The following is a 13,550-nucleotide window of genomic DNA, read 5'->3' on the forward strand; positions in this document are numbered from 1 at the left end:
GTTCGTCACGCAGCGTAGGGGACAGGATCCCACGCGGTGCCCACCGTGGCTCACGTCAGTGAGAAGACTCGAGAGATGGCTCAAGTTGTTGAGAATGGCTCAGGATGAATGAGAAACGACAGCCGCTCCGCAGATCGTCGGCGAATGAGCCGACTGGTGGTGCCCGTCAAATAACATTCGATAATGTACATTATGTCAAGTAAGCGGATCGGGGCCCCCTCCCATGGGGCGGTCACCGCAGGTGCGACTCGACAAGTGCCACCCGGTCGCCGACCGGGCCGGGTGGCACGACGACGAGTTCATAGCCGTGTTCGCGGTACACCTGCTCATGCGTACGGGCGAAGACCAGTGCCTCGGCGAGGCTGATCCGGCGGGTCGCCGTGCGGGTCACGAAGCCCAGCGGTCCGATGAGGAAGACCTGCCGCTGGTAGATCGCGTCGCGGATGGCCCGCTTCACCTCCTCGGCCAGCGCGGCCGTCACCGGCCGCTTTTGGTACCGGGCCAGGGCCAGGGTGCACAGCGGCGACCGGTCGTACACCTGCACCTTGGCCGGTGGCTGCGCCCGCTGACGCCGGCCCTGCTCCGTCGCCACCAGGTCGAGGAAGTCGTCCCGCGTCCAGGGCTCGTCGCAGCCGTCGGCCTGGCGGCGGGCGATCATCTCCGTGGCGACCTCGGCGACGACGTGATGACCGCGCAGTCGTAGCTGCTCCAGGATCGTGGTCTTGCCCGCCCCGGGCGCTCCGGTCAGGACGTACCGCCGCGCCTGGTCACCCACCAGGTTCCTCCCTCGTGTGGACCGCTGCTCGGGGCGAACCGTATGCCACTGCACTTCCCCACCGTTGTCCTGACGTGAAAATCATGCATAATATCCCTTATGCATGACAAACGGGACGAATCGGTAGAGGCGCTGATCGAGGAGTTCCTGACGGCCCGGGCCACCCGCAAGCCCTCCCCGCACACCCTCGAGGCGTACCGCCGGGACCTGCGGGGCATCGCCACCCTGGTCGGTGAGGATTCGACCCCTCCTCTCCCCCTCGACCGGCTGATGATCACCGCCCTCTCCCCCCGGGTCATGCGGGCGGCGTTCGCCCGGTACGCGGCCCCCCGCGCCGCCGCCTCGGTGCACCGGGCCTGGTCCACCTGGAACAGCTTCTTCACCTTCCTGGTCGCCGAGGAGGTCGTACCGGGAAATCCGATGCCGGCGGTCGGACGGCCCCGCGCCCCGCTCCCCCAGCCCAAGCCGCTGCGCGGCGAGAACACCCCGGAGGAACTGCTCGCCGCGGTGGCCCGCGAGGACGGCCGGCAGCGCGACCCGTGGCCGGAGCGGGACGTGGCGGTGCTGGCGCTCGCGCTGTGCGCCGGGCTGCGCCTGTCCGAGCTGCTGGCGTTGCGGGTGGCGTCGCTGTCGGGTCGCGACGGTGAGCGGCGCGTTGACGTGGCCGGCAAGGGTGGGCGGCCCCGGGTGGTGCCGATCGAGGCGGACCTGGACCGGGTGGTGGCGGACTACCTGGACAGCCGGCGGCGCCGGTTCGGGGCGCGCAGCGTGCGGCCGGACTCGCCGCTGCTGGTGGACCGGCGCGGTGAGCCGCTGCGTCGGGGTGGTCTGCAGTATCTGGTGGAGTCGTGTTACCGGCGGGCGGGCGTTGGTGACCGGGTGCCGCGCGGGGCGCGGCTGCACGCGTTGCGGCACACCTTCGCCACCCGGCTGGCGGAGGACGGGGCGAGCGCGGCGGAGATCATGCGGTTGCTGGGGCATGCGTCGTTGGCGTCGTCGCAGACGTACATCGAGGTGACGGCGGGTCAGCAGCGGGCGGCGGTGCGGTCCAACCGGACCAATCGCGCGTTGGCCGGGTTGGCGGGTGGCCGGCCTGTCGGGCCTCGGGGCTAGTGCGGTGTCCACTAACGTTCACCGGGTTTGCGGTGGGTGTTGTGGATCCTCGCCGTGGGGCGAGCGACTCCCCACCGGTTGGTGGGGCGGGCCTGCGCGGGCCAACTGATCCTCGCGCCGCCCGGGGTGGGCGGCGGGGGTGGCGTCGGGACCGCCCGGCACCGGGTAGGTGCCGGCCGGCTCGACGGTGCGTGACCACCTGCGGCAGCACGACGGCCGTCGGGGTGGTGGGTCCACCACCCGGGGTGCGGGTGGCGATGTTGGCGGCCGCGACCAGGTCACGGTGCCCGGAGAACGCGCAGTGCGGGCAGGTGCTGCACCACGGCGCGTTGGTCGGCAAGGTGGACGCGTCGGCCGACCGGAAGGCGTCGGTCCTGCAGGTGGACGCCGTGCATGAGGATGTGCCGTTCACGGCGGCGATGGCGCAGGCGGTGCGGGCGGAGCTGGCGGCGTTGGCGGGGTGGCTGGGGTTGGCGGCTGTGGTGCCGGCGGGCGGCGTGGTCGGCGTCAGGCGGGGCTGATGTGCGCGGCGAGGATCCGCCAGCCCTGCTCGTCGTCGTAGGTCCAGGTGCGGGTGTAGCGCAGGCGGGCGGCGAACGGGGCGCCGGCGTACGTCCCCGTCACCCGGGCGAGGAGGAAGGTGACTCCGGTGGACCCGGCGACGATCAGCTCCAGGTCTTCCTGCGCCAGTTCGTCGATGACGGAGGTGCCGTCGTGGTGGGCGGCGAGGTCGTCCTGCTTGGTGTGCCGGCCGCCGTCGGGGCCGATGGCGATCAGGTCGTCGTGGAGCAGTTGGTCGAGGGTGGCGACGTCGCCGGCCCGTTGGGCGGCCTGGAGGCGGCGTTCGGCGTCGAACAGCTCGGCCTCGCGTTCGCTGTCCGGCATGTCGCGGTCCTCCTGGTGCTGTGCCGGCCGGTGGCGCCGGCGTCCGTCCCGGTGTCCAGCGTATCGGCGTACGGCCCGGGGCTGGTGCGTCTCGGACCACGCTGGCCGCCCGGATGCGGGTTCAGTTGACCGGCGGGTGACGGCGTAGGGCCGGGGGCGGTGGCACGATGTGCCGGATGCGGGTGGGCCGGGCGCGTGCGGTGGCGGTGGAGTGGGTGCGGGAGCATGCGCGGTGGGAGCCGGGTGTGCGGGGCGCGTTCTTCAGCGGCTCGACGGTCGGGTTGCCGGACGACGCGGTGCTGCCGGCGTCGTCGGAGGTGGACGTGTTGCTGGTGCGGGACGAGCCGGCGGGCAAGCTGGGCAAGTTCCGCCACCGTGGGGTGTTGTTGGAGGTCACGGCGCTGACCTGGGCGGATCTGGGGGTGGTGTCGGCGACGCTGCGGCGGCGGCGGGCGGGTTGCCGGGGTGGTGGCGGGTGCGGTCGGCGGGTGGGGTGTGGCAGGCTGACCGTTGACGCGACTGGCGGCACCGGGGATGGCTGTAACCATCGGGGAGCTCGTCGCGGGGGTCGACCGCCTGGGCCTCCGCGGGGCGAGGTGTGGCATGTCTTCTTCGGGTACGACGGCTCGGTTGCTGCCGGGTGGGCCGGTGGCGGAGCGGGTGCTGGCGGAGGTCGCCGATGATGTGGTGGCGCTGCGCGCGGCGGGGGTGACGCCGGCGTTGGCGACGGTGCTGGTGGGTGACGACGACGCCAGCGCCGGGTACATCCGGATCAAGCAGCGGCAGGCGGCGGAACTGGGGTTCGCTTCGCCGCACGTGCACCTGCCGGCCTCGAGCTCCCAGGCGGATCTGCATCGGGTGTTGGAGGATTTCAACGCGGACAAGGATGTGCACGGGGTGCTGGTGCAGTATCCGATCCCGGGGCATCTGGACTACGACCGGGCGTTGCAGGTGCTGGATCCGGACAAGGATGTCGACGGGCTGCACCCGGTGAACATGGGGCGGCTGGCGTTGGGTCTGCCGGGGCCGCTGCCGTGCACGCCGGCGGGCATCGAGGCGCTCCTGGCGTTCCACGGGGTGCCGGTGGCGGGCCGGGAGGTGGTGATCCTGGGTCGGGGCGCCACGCTGGGTCGGCCGTTGGCGATGCTGCTGGCGCAGAAGCGGCCGACGGCGAACGCGGCGGTGACGGTGGTGCACACCGGGGTGGCGGACTGGCCGCGCTACACGCGGCGGGCGGAGATCCTGATCGCCGCGGCGGGGGTGCCGGGCATCATCCAGCCGGAGCATGTGCGTCCGGGTGCGGTGGTGGTCGGCGGCGGGGTGCGCTACGAGGGCCGGCGGCTGCTGCCGGACGTGGACGAGTCGGTTGCCGAGGTGGCGGGGGCGATCACGCCGCGGGTCGGTGGGGTGGGGCCGACGACGGTGGCGATGCTGTTCCGCAACGCGGTGGTCGCGGCGCGGCGGGCGGCCGGGCTGGGCTGAGCCGGTCGCGGTGGCGGTGGGCCGGTCGGCGACGGGGCCGCCCCGGCTCGCCGGCGCCGCGCGCCGGTCAGCCGAGGTCGACGATGAGCGGCCGGTGGTCGGAGATGGCGGACAGCGGGGTGTCGACGGCGGTGACCGGTGGGAGCCGGTCGAGGCCCTGCCGGTCGGCGAGGACGTGGTCGAGTTGCACGCGGGGCTGCCCGGCGGGGTAGGTGGGGCGGCGGCCGAGGGGTTGCCAGCGGGACAGCAGGGCGGCGGGCCCGGCGGGGAGGTTGAGGTCGCCGAGGAGGATCCGCGGGGCGGGCAGGGTGCGCAGGGCGCGGACGACCCGGCGCAGTTGCAGCATGTTCCAGCCGGGCACGAAGGACAGGTGGGTGGCGGCGACGGTGAGCGGGCCGTGCGGGGTGTCCAGCAGGGCGGCGAGGACGACGCGGGGTTCGTCGCGCAGCAGGACGAGGCCGCCGCCGGGCCCGGGGGCGTAGATCGGGGACCGTACGGGGGCGGGTCGCAGCCGGGTGACCTGCCAGGAGCGTACGGGGTACCGGCTGACCAGGCCGATGCCGTAGCAGGGTTCGCCGTGTCCGTCGTCGTCGTGGGTCAGGGGGCGGAACTGTTCGCCGGGGGTGCCGACGACGGCGGCGGCGAAGCGGTGTTCGGGGGCGCCCAGGGCGCGGGCGGCGATGGCGGTGAGGTCGAGCTTGCCGCTGCGGGACTGGTCGCGGTCGACCTCCTGTAGGGCGAGGACGTCGGCGTCGATGGCGGCGACGGCGGTGGTGAGCCGGTCGGGGTCGACGAGTCCGTCGGTGAGGGATCGCCCGTGCAGCAGGTTGAAGGTGGCCAGGCGCACCTGCACACCCTACGTCGCCGTGGCACAGTTGCCGGGTGCTCAAGGCGTTGGTCTGTTCGGTGCTGGTGTTCGTGGCGGTGGCGTCGGTGGGGTTGTGGTTGCGCCGGCGGCGGGGTCGCTGACGCCCGGCGGCGGGGCGGGCCCGGCGGCGGCCGCCTGTCCGGGTGGTGAGCCTGGCCACAGGTGGTCTCGTCGGCTGGTCGCGGGTGGGAAGAATGGCCGCCCGTGGATCCCTTGTCGCTGACCACCCTGCTGACCGCGGCCGCCATGGCGGGCTGGGTGGACGCGGTGGTCGGCGGGGGCGGGTTGTTGCTGCTGCCGGCGTTGCTGTTGGCCGCGCCGGGGGTGCCGGTGGCCACGGCGTTGGGTACGAACAAGCTGGCGGCGATCTTCGGTACCTCGACGGCGGCGGTGACGTACGCGCGGCGCACGAAGCTGGACTGGGCGGTGGCGGGGCCGTCGGCCGGCCTGGCGGTGCTGACCGCCGGGGTGGGCGCGGCGCTGGCGGGTTGGGTGCCGGCGGGTGCGTACCGCCCGGTGGTGCTGGCGGTGCTGGTGTCGGTGGCGGTGTTCGTGCTGGCGCGCCCCCGGCTGGGGGTGGTGGCGCAGCCGGCGCGGCGGACCCGCGCCCGGGTCGTCGCGGCGGTGGCGGTGGCGGGGCTGGGCATCGCCCTGTACGACGGGCTGATCGGCCCGGGGACGGGCACGTTCCTGGTGCTGGCGTTCACCGCGCTGGTGGGTGCGGACTTCGTGCACGGCTCGGCGATGGCGAAGGTGGTCAACGCGGGCACGAACCTGGGCGCGCTGGTGGTGTTCGCGTGGACGGGGCACGTGTGGTGGCTGCTGGGCGCGGCGATGGCGGTGTGCAACGTCGCCGGCGCCGCGCTGGGCGCGCGGATGGCGTTGCGGCGCGGCGCCGGTTTCGTGCGGGTGGTGCTGCTGGTGGTGGTGCTGGCCCTGGTCGGGAAGCTGGGCTACGACCAGTGGCTGGCCAGCTGACCGGCCGGTGGGTCGCCTGACCGGCCGGCGGCGGGCGTCGGCTCAGGCGTGTCGGACGACGTCGTCGTAGTCGAGCCGGGGCAGCCGGGGGAACCAGGCGTCCGGGCCGGGCTTGCCGATGTTGACCACGAGCACGGACCTCCAGCCGTTGTCGGCGAAGAACTCCTTGTCGAGGCCGTCGGCGTCGAAGCCGCCCATCGGTCCGGCGGCCAGCCCGGCGGCCCGCACGGCGAGCAGCCAGTAGCCGATCTGCAGGGTGGCGTTGAACCGGGCCATCCGCTCGCGGGCCTGCACGTCGCCCGCGAGGGCGTCGCGCATCTGCGCGCGGATCGGGAAGACCCGCGGGATGAACTCGTGGAAGTCGGTGTCGGCGGCCAGCACGGCGACGACCGGTGCGGACGCGGTCTTGGCCCGGTTGCCCTCGTTCATGTGGGTGAGCAGCCGTTCGCGGGGCTCACCGTCGCGGATGTAGAGCACCCGCAGCGGCTGGGTGTTCGCGGCGGTGGGCGGGTACTTGGCGAGTTCGAAGATGGCCCGCAGTTGCTCGTCGCTGACGGGTTCGTCGGTGAACGTGTTGGCGGTGCGGGCGTCGGTGAACAGCTGCGCCCGCGCCTCGGGGTGCAGGGTGATCAGGTCGGTCATCAGGGATCCTCGCTCTGATTGGGGTCCTACTGCAACAGTAGCAGCTAGCTTTTTAGTAGTGCCGTGTCGTGTCGGCGCGGCCGGTATCCTCGAGGTATGAGGGCCAGGCCGGAAGTCGGCGGCACAGCGCGGGCGTGCGACGGGGGGATCGCCCGCGCCTTCGCGTTCCTCGGCAAGCGGTGGAACGGCGTGCTGCTGGGCACCCTGGCCAACGGACCGGCCGGCTTCGCCGAGCTGACCCGCGCACTTCCGGGGATCAGCGAATCGGTGCTCTCCGACCGCCTCGGCGAACTGGCCCGGGTGGGGCTGGTCTCCCGGACCGTGCGGGAGGGGCCCCCGCTGGGGGTCAGCTACCAGCTCACCGAGCGGGGCGCGGCGCTGGTGCCCGCCCTGGACGCCCTGGCGCGCTGGGCCCACGAGAACCTGCCCGTCGAACCGGCAGGCCGCCCCGGCTGCTGACCGGCGCTGTGTGATCATCGTCGGATGCCGGTACGCGCCGAACACGACCGGGCCGTCCTGGCCGACCTGCTGAGCCGGGACCCGGTGCTGCACGCGTACCAGCTGGGCGACCTGGACGACTTCTTCTGGCCGTACACCTCGTGGTTTCGCCGTGGTGAGCAGGTGGCGTTGCTGTACCACGGGGTGCAGCTGCCGACGCTGCTGGCGTTCGCGGCCCCGCCGCGGGTGGCGGAGTTGGCGGCGCTGCTGACCGACGTCGCGCCGCTGCTGCCGGCCCGGTCGTGGGCGCACCTGTCCCCCGGCCTGGACGCGACCCTGGCGCGGTGGTTCCACGTCAGCGACGCCGCGCCGCACCACCGGATGGCGCTGACCGACCCGGCGCGGCTGGCCCGGGTCGCCCCCGCCGGCGAGGTACTCGGCCCGGCCGACCTGCCCGAGCTGCTCAACCTCTACGCCGCCGCGTACCCGGGCAACTGGTTCGACCCGCGGATGCTGGACACCGGCCAGTACGTCGGCATCCGCGCCGCCGGTGAGCTGGTCGCCGTCGCCGGTGTGCACGTCTGGTCGCCGGCCTTCCGGGTGGCCGCCCTGGGCAACGTCACCACTGACCCGAAGGCACGGGGGCGCGGCCTGGCCGGGGCTGCCGTGGCCGCGCTCTGCGCCCGGCTGCGCGACAGCGTCGACCACGTCACGCTCAACGTGCGCGCGGACAACCGGGCGGCGCTGCGGCTCTACGACCGGCTGGGCTTCACCCGGGTGGCCGACTTCGTCGAGTGCGGCCTTCGCCACCGCCGGTGACGGCAGGCGCCCTGCACGCTGAGTCGTCCAGCCGCCACGCCAGGTCAACAACCCGACCGTGAACTGGGCATATGTCGGACCGACCGCGGCCCGCCGGGCCCCTAGCGTCTCCTGGCAGAGGCCGCGCTCATCAGGCGCGGCGGAGCTGAAGGAGTCACGATGGGTTTCACAGCAACATTGCGGGGGCGAAGAGGCAGGGCGGTGACCGTCGCCGCGGTGACCGCGATGGTGACCGCGGTGGCGGCACCGGCGTGGGCCACGCCCGGGGTCGCTCCGGCCACCGTGGACCGGGCCGCGAACCCCGGCGCCAGCATCGGGATCGACAAGGTTGTCTCGACGCCGCCGATCCCGCCGAAACCCGACGTGGTGCTGCTGGTCGACACGACCGGCAGCATGGGCCCGGCGATCGCCAACGTCCGCACCAACCTGCAGCAGGTCATCACCAACGTGCGCACGGCGCAGCCCAGCGCCGAGTTCGCGGTCGCGTCCTACCGGGACGAGGGCGACGGGCCGGAGCTGTTCCGGGTGCGGCAGGACCTGACCGGCGACGCCAGCGCGCTGCAGACCGCCGTCGACGGGCTCAGCGCCGGCGGGGGCGGCGACGTGCCGGAGGCGTGGGTCAACGGGCTGTTCCAGGTCTCCGACGGGGCGATCGGGTACCGCTCCGGCAGCAGCCGGATCGTGGTGCTGGTCGGCGACGCCCCCAGCCACGACCCCAGCGCCGGGCACACCCTGGCCCAGGCCGCCGCGGCGTTGCAGGCCGACGACGCGCGGGTCCTGGCCGTCAACGTCAGCGGAGGCGGCGGTGGGCTGGACGCCGATGGTCAGGCCACCACGGTCGCCGGCGCGACCGACGGGCAGGTGGTCGGCAGCGAACCGGACACCGTCACCGCGGCGATCCTCAGCGGGCTGCGGGACCTCGACGTGACCGTCGCCCCGACGGTGACCACCTGCGACCCGGGGCTGTCGGTCAGCTTCGACGCCGCGTCGCGGACCCAGCAGAGCGGCACCGACGTGCCGTTCACCGAGACCATCGCCGTGGCCGGTGACGCCGCCCAGGGCACCACCCTGCACTGCACCGTGGAGTTCCTGCTCAACGGCCTGTCCGGCGGGCCGGCGTTCGTCGAGCAGATCAGCGTGACGGTCAACGACGTCACCCCGCCGACCGTGGTCGTCGACGACCAGACGGTGGAGGCGACCAGCCCGGCCGGCGCGGTCATCAGCTACCCGGCCTCCGCCACGGACAACGTCGACGGGCCGTTGACGCCGACCTGCGCGCCGCCGCCGGGCAGCACCTTCCCGCTGGGCGCGACCACGGTCACCTGCACCGCCACCGACGCGGCCGGCAACACCGGCAGTGACACCGCGGTGATGCGGGTCGTCGACACCACCGCGCCGGTCACGCTGTGCGTACCGACGAACAACCCGAGCGGCGACAACACTCCCGGCTCGTACAACCCGGACGGGTACTACCAGCTCGCCTCCACCGACGTGGTGGACACGACGGTCGACGTGTTCATCTCCGACGCCGCCGACCCGTCGGTGAAGTTCGGACCGTTCCCGGCCGGCACGAAGATCAAGCTGATGCAGGCGCCGGGCGCCCAGTCCCGGGTCAAGGACGGCGTCGGGGACATCGACTACAAGGTGACGCTGCGCGGCGACGCGGTGATCACGGGCGTGGACGACTTCGGCAACTCCTCGACCGCGACCTGCCTGGTCGCGCCGCCGCCGAAGTGACCGGCCGCGGGTGAGGTGACGTTCCCGGGTGCGGGGTGGCCGTTGTCGGCCACCCCGCACCGCGTCCGGGTCGTGGCGCGGGTCAGCGTCCCCGGCTGGGCGAGTCGAAGCGGCCGGCGCGGATCTCCCGCAGCGCCTTGCGGCGGGTGTCTCCGCGCAGGGTGTCCACGTAGAGGCGGCCGACCAGGTGGTCGGTCTCGTGCTGCAGGGCGCGGGCCAGGAACCCGGTGCCGGAGATGCTCAGCGGCTGGCCGTGCTGGTCGAAGCCGTGCGCGGTGGCGTGCAGCGCCCGCGGGGTCGGGAAGTACAGGCCGGGGATGGACAGGCAGCCCTCGTCGTCGTCCTGCAGTTCCTCGGACAGCTCCAGGGTCGGGTTGATCATGTGACCGCAGTGGCCGTCCGCGTCGTAGACGAAGACCTGCGCGTTCACCCCGATCTGGGGGGCCGCCACGCCGGCCCGGCCGGGCGCGCCGAGCAGGGTGTCCATCAGGTCGCCCACCAGGGCGCGCAGGTCGGCGTCGAAGCTCGTCACCGGCTCGCACGGGGTGCGCAGCACGGGGTCGCCGATGATCCGGATCGGGCGCATAGTCATGCCCGAAAGGCTATCCGTCCGTTACGGCAACCGGTGTGCGCACCCGCCGCTCAGCCGCCGGCCTGCCGGCTGCGGACCAGCACCTCGATGCCGTCGAGGAGGCGGTGAAGGCCGAACTCGAAAGCCCGGGCCGGGTCGGCGGCGGCCTGGTACTCCTGCCCGGCGGCGGTGCCGACGCGCGCCGCGAGGGGGAACCGGTGCGGATCCATCGCCTTCTCCAGGTACGGGGCGTGGGCCTGCCACCACTGCTGCTCGGTCATGCCGGTGCGCTGGGCCGCCTGGGCGGCCTCCACCGCGCCGCGCACCGCGCCGTGGACGTACCCGCCGACGAGGGTGATCACGGAGTCCATCTCCACGTCGGTCAGGCCGATGCCGTCGACGGCGCGCAGCTCGTACTCGTACCGGGCGATGAGGTTCGGGCCCAAGGGTGGGCGGGTGGTGGCGACCTGGAGCAGCCACGGGTGGCGCAGGTACAGCGCCCAGGTCTCCCGGGCGATCTGCGCCAGGCGGCCGCGCCAGCCACCGGGGACGTCCTCGGGTCGGGCGGTCTCGCCGTAGACGGTGTCGAGCATGACGTCGAGCAGCTCACCCTTGCCGGGCACGTGGGTGTAGAGCGACATCGTGCCGACGCCGAGCCGCTCGGCGACGCGGCGCATGGACAGCGCGGTGAGGCCTTCGGCGTCGGCGACCTCGATGGCCGCCCGGACGATCCGGTCGACGCTGAGGTCACCGCCCCGGCGGCTGGGCCTCTCCCGGGTCCGCCAGAGCAGGGCGAGGCTGCGGGCGGGGTCGCCGGTGCCGCTGTACTCGGTGGTCACCCGCCGACTGTACCGACGCCCGTACGTACGCCGTACGGTACGGCGCCACGCTCCCACCCTGAGGACTCGCGTGCCACGCCCACGCCTGTGAAGTGATCTGCCTCATGCGCTGTCACAACGACCGGTCACGCGGTGTCTTGAGGCCGAACCCCTTAAAACGAAGGAGACACCATGACTGGCAACACCGACGTGGTCGTGGTCGGCGGCGGATACGCCGGCGTCATGGCGGCCAATCGCCTGACGCAGCGCGACGACGTGACAGTGACCCTGATCAACCCGCGCCCGACCTTCGTCGAGCGGATCCGCCTGCACCAACTGGTGGGCGGGTCCCACGACGCGGTCGTCGACTACCGGGAAGTCCTGGCCGAGCGCGTTCGGCTGGTCGTCGACACGGTAACCCGGATCGACGCTGCCGAGCGCAGCGTGACGCTGGCGACGGGCGGCACGGTCGGCTACGACTACCTGATCTACGCGGTGGGCAGTGGCAGCGCCGACCCGCGCGTGCCCGGAGCGGCCGAGTTCGCGTACCCGATCGCCAGCCTGGAGGAGGCGCAGCGGCTGCGGCCGGTCGTCGACGCCGCGCCCGCCACGGCCGCGGTGACGGTTGTCGGCGCCGGTCCGACCGGCATCGAGACCGCCGCCGAGCTGGCGGAGGAGGGCCGCACCGTGACCCTGGTCTGCGGCGAGGTGCTCGGCCCGTACCTGCACCCGCGGGGTCGACGCTCGGTTGCCAAGCGGCTGGCCAAACTCGGTGTGACCGTGCTCGACGGCCCCGGCGCGACGGTGACGGCGGTGAGCCGCGATGCCGTGCAGCTCAGTGGCGGCCGCGAGCTGCCGAGCACGGTGACCATCTGGACCGCCGGATTCGGCGTGCCGGACCTGGCCGGCCGCAGCGGGCTGAGCACCGACGCCCTGGGCCGCCTGCTCACGGACGAGACGTTGACGAGCGTGGACGACGCGCGCATCGTCGCGGCCGGCGATTCGGCGGCGCCGTCGGGCCTGCCGTTCCGGATGAGCTGCCAGGCCGCGGGTCCGCTGGGCGCGCACGCCGCCGACACGGTGCTCAGCCGGATCGCGGGTGAGCAACCCGCGCCCATCGAGCTGGGGTTCGCCGGCCAGTGCATCAGCCTGGGTCGTCGCGCCGGCATCTTCCAGTTCGCCCACAGGAACGACACCGCGATGCGGCTCTATCTCGGCGGCCGCCCTGGCGCGAAGCTCAAGGAGTTCGTGTGCTGGGGCACTGTCAAGCAGCTGGCTGACGAGGCACGCAAGCCCGGTTCGCTCAGCTGGGCCTGGTCCAAGGATGACAAGCGCCAGCAGCTGCTGCAGGCCAAGCGCGGCCAGGCGCCGGCCACCGCCGAACCGGCAGCGTAGCCAGCCATTCATGATCGATCGGGTCGACAATCAACGGATCTGGGCTGCATGCCGTGCACGCTTGAGGGCCTTCGGCAAGCAGGGGCCGGGGCCGCGAAAGAGAGGGGTCGAGAGATGAGCGACCACGCCACCGACTCGGCGACCGAGACGTTCGTCGCCCACCGCAACCTGCTCTTCACCGTCGCGTACGAGATGCTCGGATCGGCGGCCGACGCCGAAGACGTCCTGCAGGAAACCTGGCTGCGGTGGGTCAAGGTCGACGTGGGGCAGGTGCGCGACCAGCGCGCCTACCTGGTCCGTATCACGACCCGGCAGGCGCTCAACCGGCTGCGCACCATGAAGCGCCGCAAGGAGGCGTATGTCGGCCCCTGGCTGCCCGAGCCGCTGCTCACCGCGCCCGACGTGGCCGAGGACGTCGAGCTCGCCGAGAGTGTGTCGATGGCGCTGATGATCGTCCTCGAGAGGCTGTCGCCGACCGAGCGCGCCGTCTTCGTGCTGCGCGAGGCCTTCGATGTCAGCTACGACGAGATCGCGGCCGCCGTCGGCAAGAGCCCCGCGGCCGTCCGCCAGATCGCGCACCGCGCCCGCCGGCACGTCGATGCCTGCCGCCCTCGCGAGGTGGTCTCCCCGAGCGAGGCCCGGGCGGCTCTGGCGGCGTTCCAGCGCGCGCTCGAAACCAGGCAGCTGCAGGGCCTGCTTGACGTGCTCGCCCCGCAGGTCGTCCTGCTGAGCGACGGCGGCGGCGTCAAGCAGGCCGCGCTGCGGCCGATCATCGGTGCCGAGAAGGTGGTCCGCTTCATCATCGGCGGCCTCGGCAAGGCCGAAGGCGCCCTCACCAGTGACCCCACCGTGGTCAACGGGAACCCGGCGCTCGTCGTACGCCTGGACGGCGAGCTCGACGGCATCATGGCGATCCGGGTCGAGGACGCCCGCATCACCGGCCTCTACTACGTCCGCAACCCGGAGAAGCTGACCCGCGTCGAATCCGAGACCCCGCTCACCCTGCGATGAACACCGGTGGCGCACCAG

At 73.1% G+C, this 13,550-nt stretch carries 16 protein-coding genes and 1 riboswitch; of the genes, 9 read left to right on the forward strand and 7 right to left on the reverse strand.

Features of this window, described 5'->3' with window-relative positions:
* Positions 1 to 232 precede the first annotated feature (232 nt).
* Positions 233 to 775 carry an AAA family ATPase gene (locus I8N68_RS23940; RefSeq protein ID WP_200214373.1) on the reverse strand — a complete coding sequence of 181 codons (543 nt, stop codon included), beginning with the start codon at positions 773 to 775 and terminating at the stop codon, positions 233 to 235.
* Between the two features lie 99 nt (positions 776 to 874).
* On the opposite strand from I8N68_RS23940, the gene I8N68_RS23945 reads away from it, so the two are divergent.
* Complete coding sequence (locus I8N68_RS23945) at positions 875 to 1,888, forward strand: tyrosine-type recombinase/integrase (protein ID WP_200214381.1); 1,014 nt, start codon at positions 875 to 877, stop codon at positions 1,886 to 1,888.
* A 227-nt stretch (positions 1,889 to 2,115) separates the two neighbouring features.
* A complete protein-coding gene (locus I8N68_RS23950) occupies positions 2,116 to 2,409 on the forward strand; it encodes a DNA glycosylase AlkZ-like family protein (protein ID WP_200214383.1) in 294 nt (97 codons plus the stop codon).
* Here the strand turns inward: I8N68_RS23950 and I8N68_RS23955 are convergent.
* Positions 2,396 to 2,773, reverse strand: coding sequence for a nuclear transport factor 2 family protein (locus I8N68_RS23955; protein WP_200214385.1), 378 nt, complete (start codon positions 2,771 to 2,773; stop codon positions 2,396 to 2,398). The two genes, I8N68_RS23950 and I8N68_RS23955, sit on opposite strands and share 14 nt — an antisense overlap.
* A gap of 121 nt (positions 2,774 to 2,894) precedes the next feature.
* Positions 2,895 to 3,137 (reverse strand): hypothetical protein, encoded by a 243-nt coding sequence (locus tag I8N68_RS23960; RefSeq protein ID WP_200214388.1) that lies wholly within the window; start codon positions 3,135 to 3,137, stop codon positions 2,895 to 2,897.
* Positions 3,138 to 3,278: 141 nt separating this feature from the next.
* Positions 3,279 to 3,362: riboswitch (ZMP/ZTP riboswitch) on the forward strand.
* 14 nt (positions 3,363 to 3,376) lie between these two features.
* Here I8N68_RS23960 and I8N68_RS23965 point away from each other — a divergent pair.
* A complete protein-coding gene (locus I8N68_RS23965; RefSeq protein WP_200214391.1) occupies positions 3,377 to 4,255 on the forward strand; it encodes a bifunctional 5,10-methylenetetrahydrofolate dehydrogenase/5,10-methenyltetrahydrofolate cyclohydrolase in 879 nt (292 codons plus the stop codon).
* Positions 4,256 to 4,322: 67 nt separating this feature from the next.
* Here the strand turns inward: I8N68_RS23965 and I8N68_RS23970 are convergent, their stop codons facing one another.
* Positions 4,323 to 5,102: an endonuclease/exonuclease/phosphatase family protein gene (locus I8N68_RS23970; protein WP_200214394.1), complete on the reverse strand. Its 780-nt coding sequence runs from the start codon at positions 5,100 to 5,102 to the stop codon at positions 4,323 to 4,325.
* A 225-nt stretch (positions 5,103 to 5,327) separates the two neighbouring features.
* Between I8N68_RS23970 and I8N68_RS23975 the strand changes: the two genes are divergently transcribed.
* Entirely contained in the window at positions 5,328 to 6,101 is a 774-nt protein-coding gene (locus tag I8N68_RS23975; protein ID WP_307812950.1) for a sulfite exporter TauE/SafE family protein, read from the forward strand.
* 42 nt (positions 6,102 to 6,143) lie between these two features.
* On the opposite strand, the gene I8N68_RS23980 is transcribed toward I8N68_RS23975, so the two are convergent.
* The gene (locus I8N68_RS23980; RefSeq protein WP_109805492.1) at positions 6,144 to 6,743 is read right to left on the reverse strand and encodes a malonic semialdehyde reductase; all 600 of its coding nucleotides are present in this window, start codon (positions 6,741 to 6,743) and stop codon (positions 6,144 to 6,146) included.
* Positions 6,744 to 6,839: 96 nt separating this feature from the next.
* Here I8N68_RS23980 and I8N68_RS23985 point away from each other — a divergent pair, with 96 nt between their 5' ends.
* The 3 genes from I8N68_RS23985 to I8N68_RS23995 all read left to right on the forward strand — a co-directional run bounded on the left by I8N68_RS23985 (position 6,840) and on the right by I8N68_RS23995 (position 9,737).
* Positions 6,840 to 7,202, forward strand: coding sequence for a winged helix-turn-helix transcriptional regulator (locus I8N68_RS23985; RefSeq protein WP_200214396.1), 363 nt, complete (start codon positions 6,840 to 6,842; stop codon positions 7,200 to 7,202).
* Positions 7,203 to 7,226: 24 nt separating this feature from the next.
* A complete protein-coding gene (locus tag I8N68_RS23990; RefSeq protein WP_200214398.1) occupies positions 7,227 to 8,000 on the forward strand; it encodes a GNAT family N-acetyltransferase in 774 nt (257 codons plus the stop codon).
* A gap of 201 nt (positions 8,001 to 8,201) precedes the next feature.
* Positions 8,202 to 9,737: a VWA domain-containing protein gene (locus I8N68_RS23995; protein ID WP_200214400.1), complete on the forward strand. Its 1,536-nt coding sequence runs from the start codon at positions 8,202 to 8,204 to the stop codon at positions 9,735 to 9,737.
* Positions 9,738 to 9,819: 82 nt separating this feature from the next.
* On the opposite strand, the gene def is transcribed toward I8N68_RS23995, so the two are convergent.
* Both def and I8N68_RS24005 read right to left on the reverse strand, forming a co-directional pair.
* Entirely contained in the window at positions 9,820 to 10,329 is a 510-nt protein-coding gene (def, locus tag I8N68_RS24000) for a peptide deformylase (RefSeq protein ID WP_200214402.1), read from the reverse strand.
* Between the two features lie 50 nt (positions 10,330 to 10,379).
* The gene (locus tag I8N68_RS24005) at positions 10,380 to 11,147 is read right to left on the reverse strand and encodes a TetR/AcrR family transcriptional regulator (protein WP_200214404.1); all 768 of its coding nucleotides are present in this window, start codon (positions 11,145 to 11,147) and stop codon (positions 10,380 to 10,382) included.
* 171 nt (positions 11,148 to 11,318) lie between these two features.
* On the opposite strand from I8N68_RS24005, the gene I8N68_RS24010 reads away from it, so the two are divergent.
* Together I8N68_RS24010 and I8N68_RS24015 are read left to right on the forward strand one after the other, a co-directional pair.
* Positions 11,319 to 12,521, forward strand: a complete 1,203-nt coding sequence (locus I8N68_RS24010) for an NAD(P)/FAD-dependent oxidoreductase (RefSeq protein ID WP_200214407.1) — start codon at positions 11,319 to 11,321, stop codon at positions 12,519 to 12,521.
* 114 nt (positions 12,522 to 12,635) lie between these two features.
* A complete protein-coding gene (locus I8N68_RS24015) occupies positions 12,636 to 13,532 on the forward strand; it encodes an RNA polymerase sigma-70 factor (RefSeq protein ID WP_200214410.1) in 897 nt (298 codons plus the stop codon).
* The last annotated feature ends 18 nt before the right edge of the window (positions 13,533 to 13,550 follow it).

The organism is Micromonospora coerulea (assembly GCF_016598485.1).
Taxonomy (GTDB): domain Bacteria; phylum Actinomycetota; class Actinomycetes; order Mycobacteriales; family Micromonosporaceae; genus Micromonospora; species Micromonospora coerulea.

Excerpts from the sequence above, each read along its gene's own strand:
- I8N68_RS23985 (WP_200214396.1), top strand. The coding sequence starts at position 6,840 with ATGAGGGCCAGGCCGGAAGTCGGCGGCACAGCGCGGGCGTGCGACGGG.
- def (WP_200214402.1), bottom strand. The coding sequence starts at position 10,329 with ATGACTATGCGCCCGATCCGGATCATCGGCGACCCCGTGCTGCGCACC.
- I8N68_RS23965 (WP_200214391.1), top strand. The coding sequence starts at position 3,377 with ATGTCTTCTTCGGGTACGACGGCTCGGTTGCTGCCGGGTGGGCCGGTG.
- I8N68_RS23980 (WP_109805492.1), bottom strand. The coding sequence starts at position 6,743 with ATGACCGACCTGATCACCCTGCACCCCGAGGCGCGGGCGCAGCTGTTC.
- I8N68_RS23990 (WP_200214398.1), top strand. The coding sequence starts at position 7,227 with ATGCCGGTACGCGCCGAACACGACCGGGCCGTCCTGGCCGACCTGCTG.
- I8N68_RS24015 (WP_200214410.1), top strand. The coding sequence starts at position 12,636 with ATGAGCGACCACGCCACCGACTCGGCGACCGAGACGTTCGTCGCCCAC.
- I8N68_RS24010 (WP_200214407.1), top strand. The coding sequence starts at position 11,319 with ATGACTGGCAACACCGACGTGGTCGTGGTCGGCGGCGGATACGCCGGC.
- I8N68_RS23955 (WP_200214385.1), bottom strand. The coding sequence starts at position 2,773 with ATGCCGGACAGCGAACGCGAGGCCGAGCTGTTCGACGCCGAACGCCGC.
- I8N68_RS23945 (WP_200214381.1), top strand. The coding sequence starts at position 875 with ATGCATGACAAACGGGACGAATCGGTAGAGGCGCTGATCGAGGAGTTC.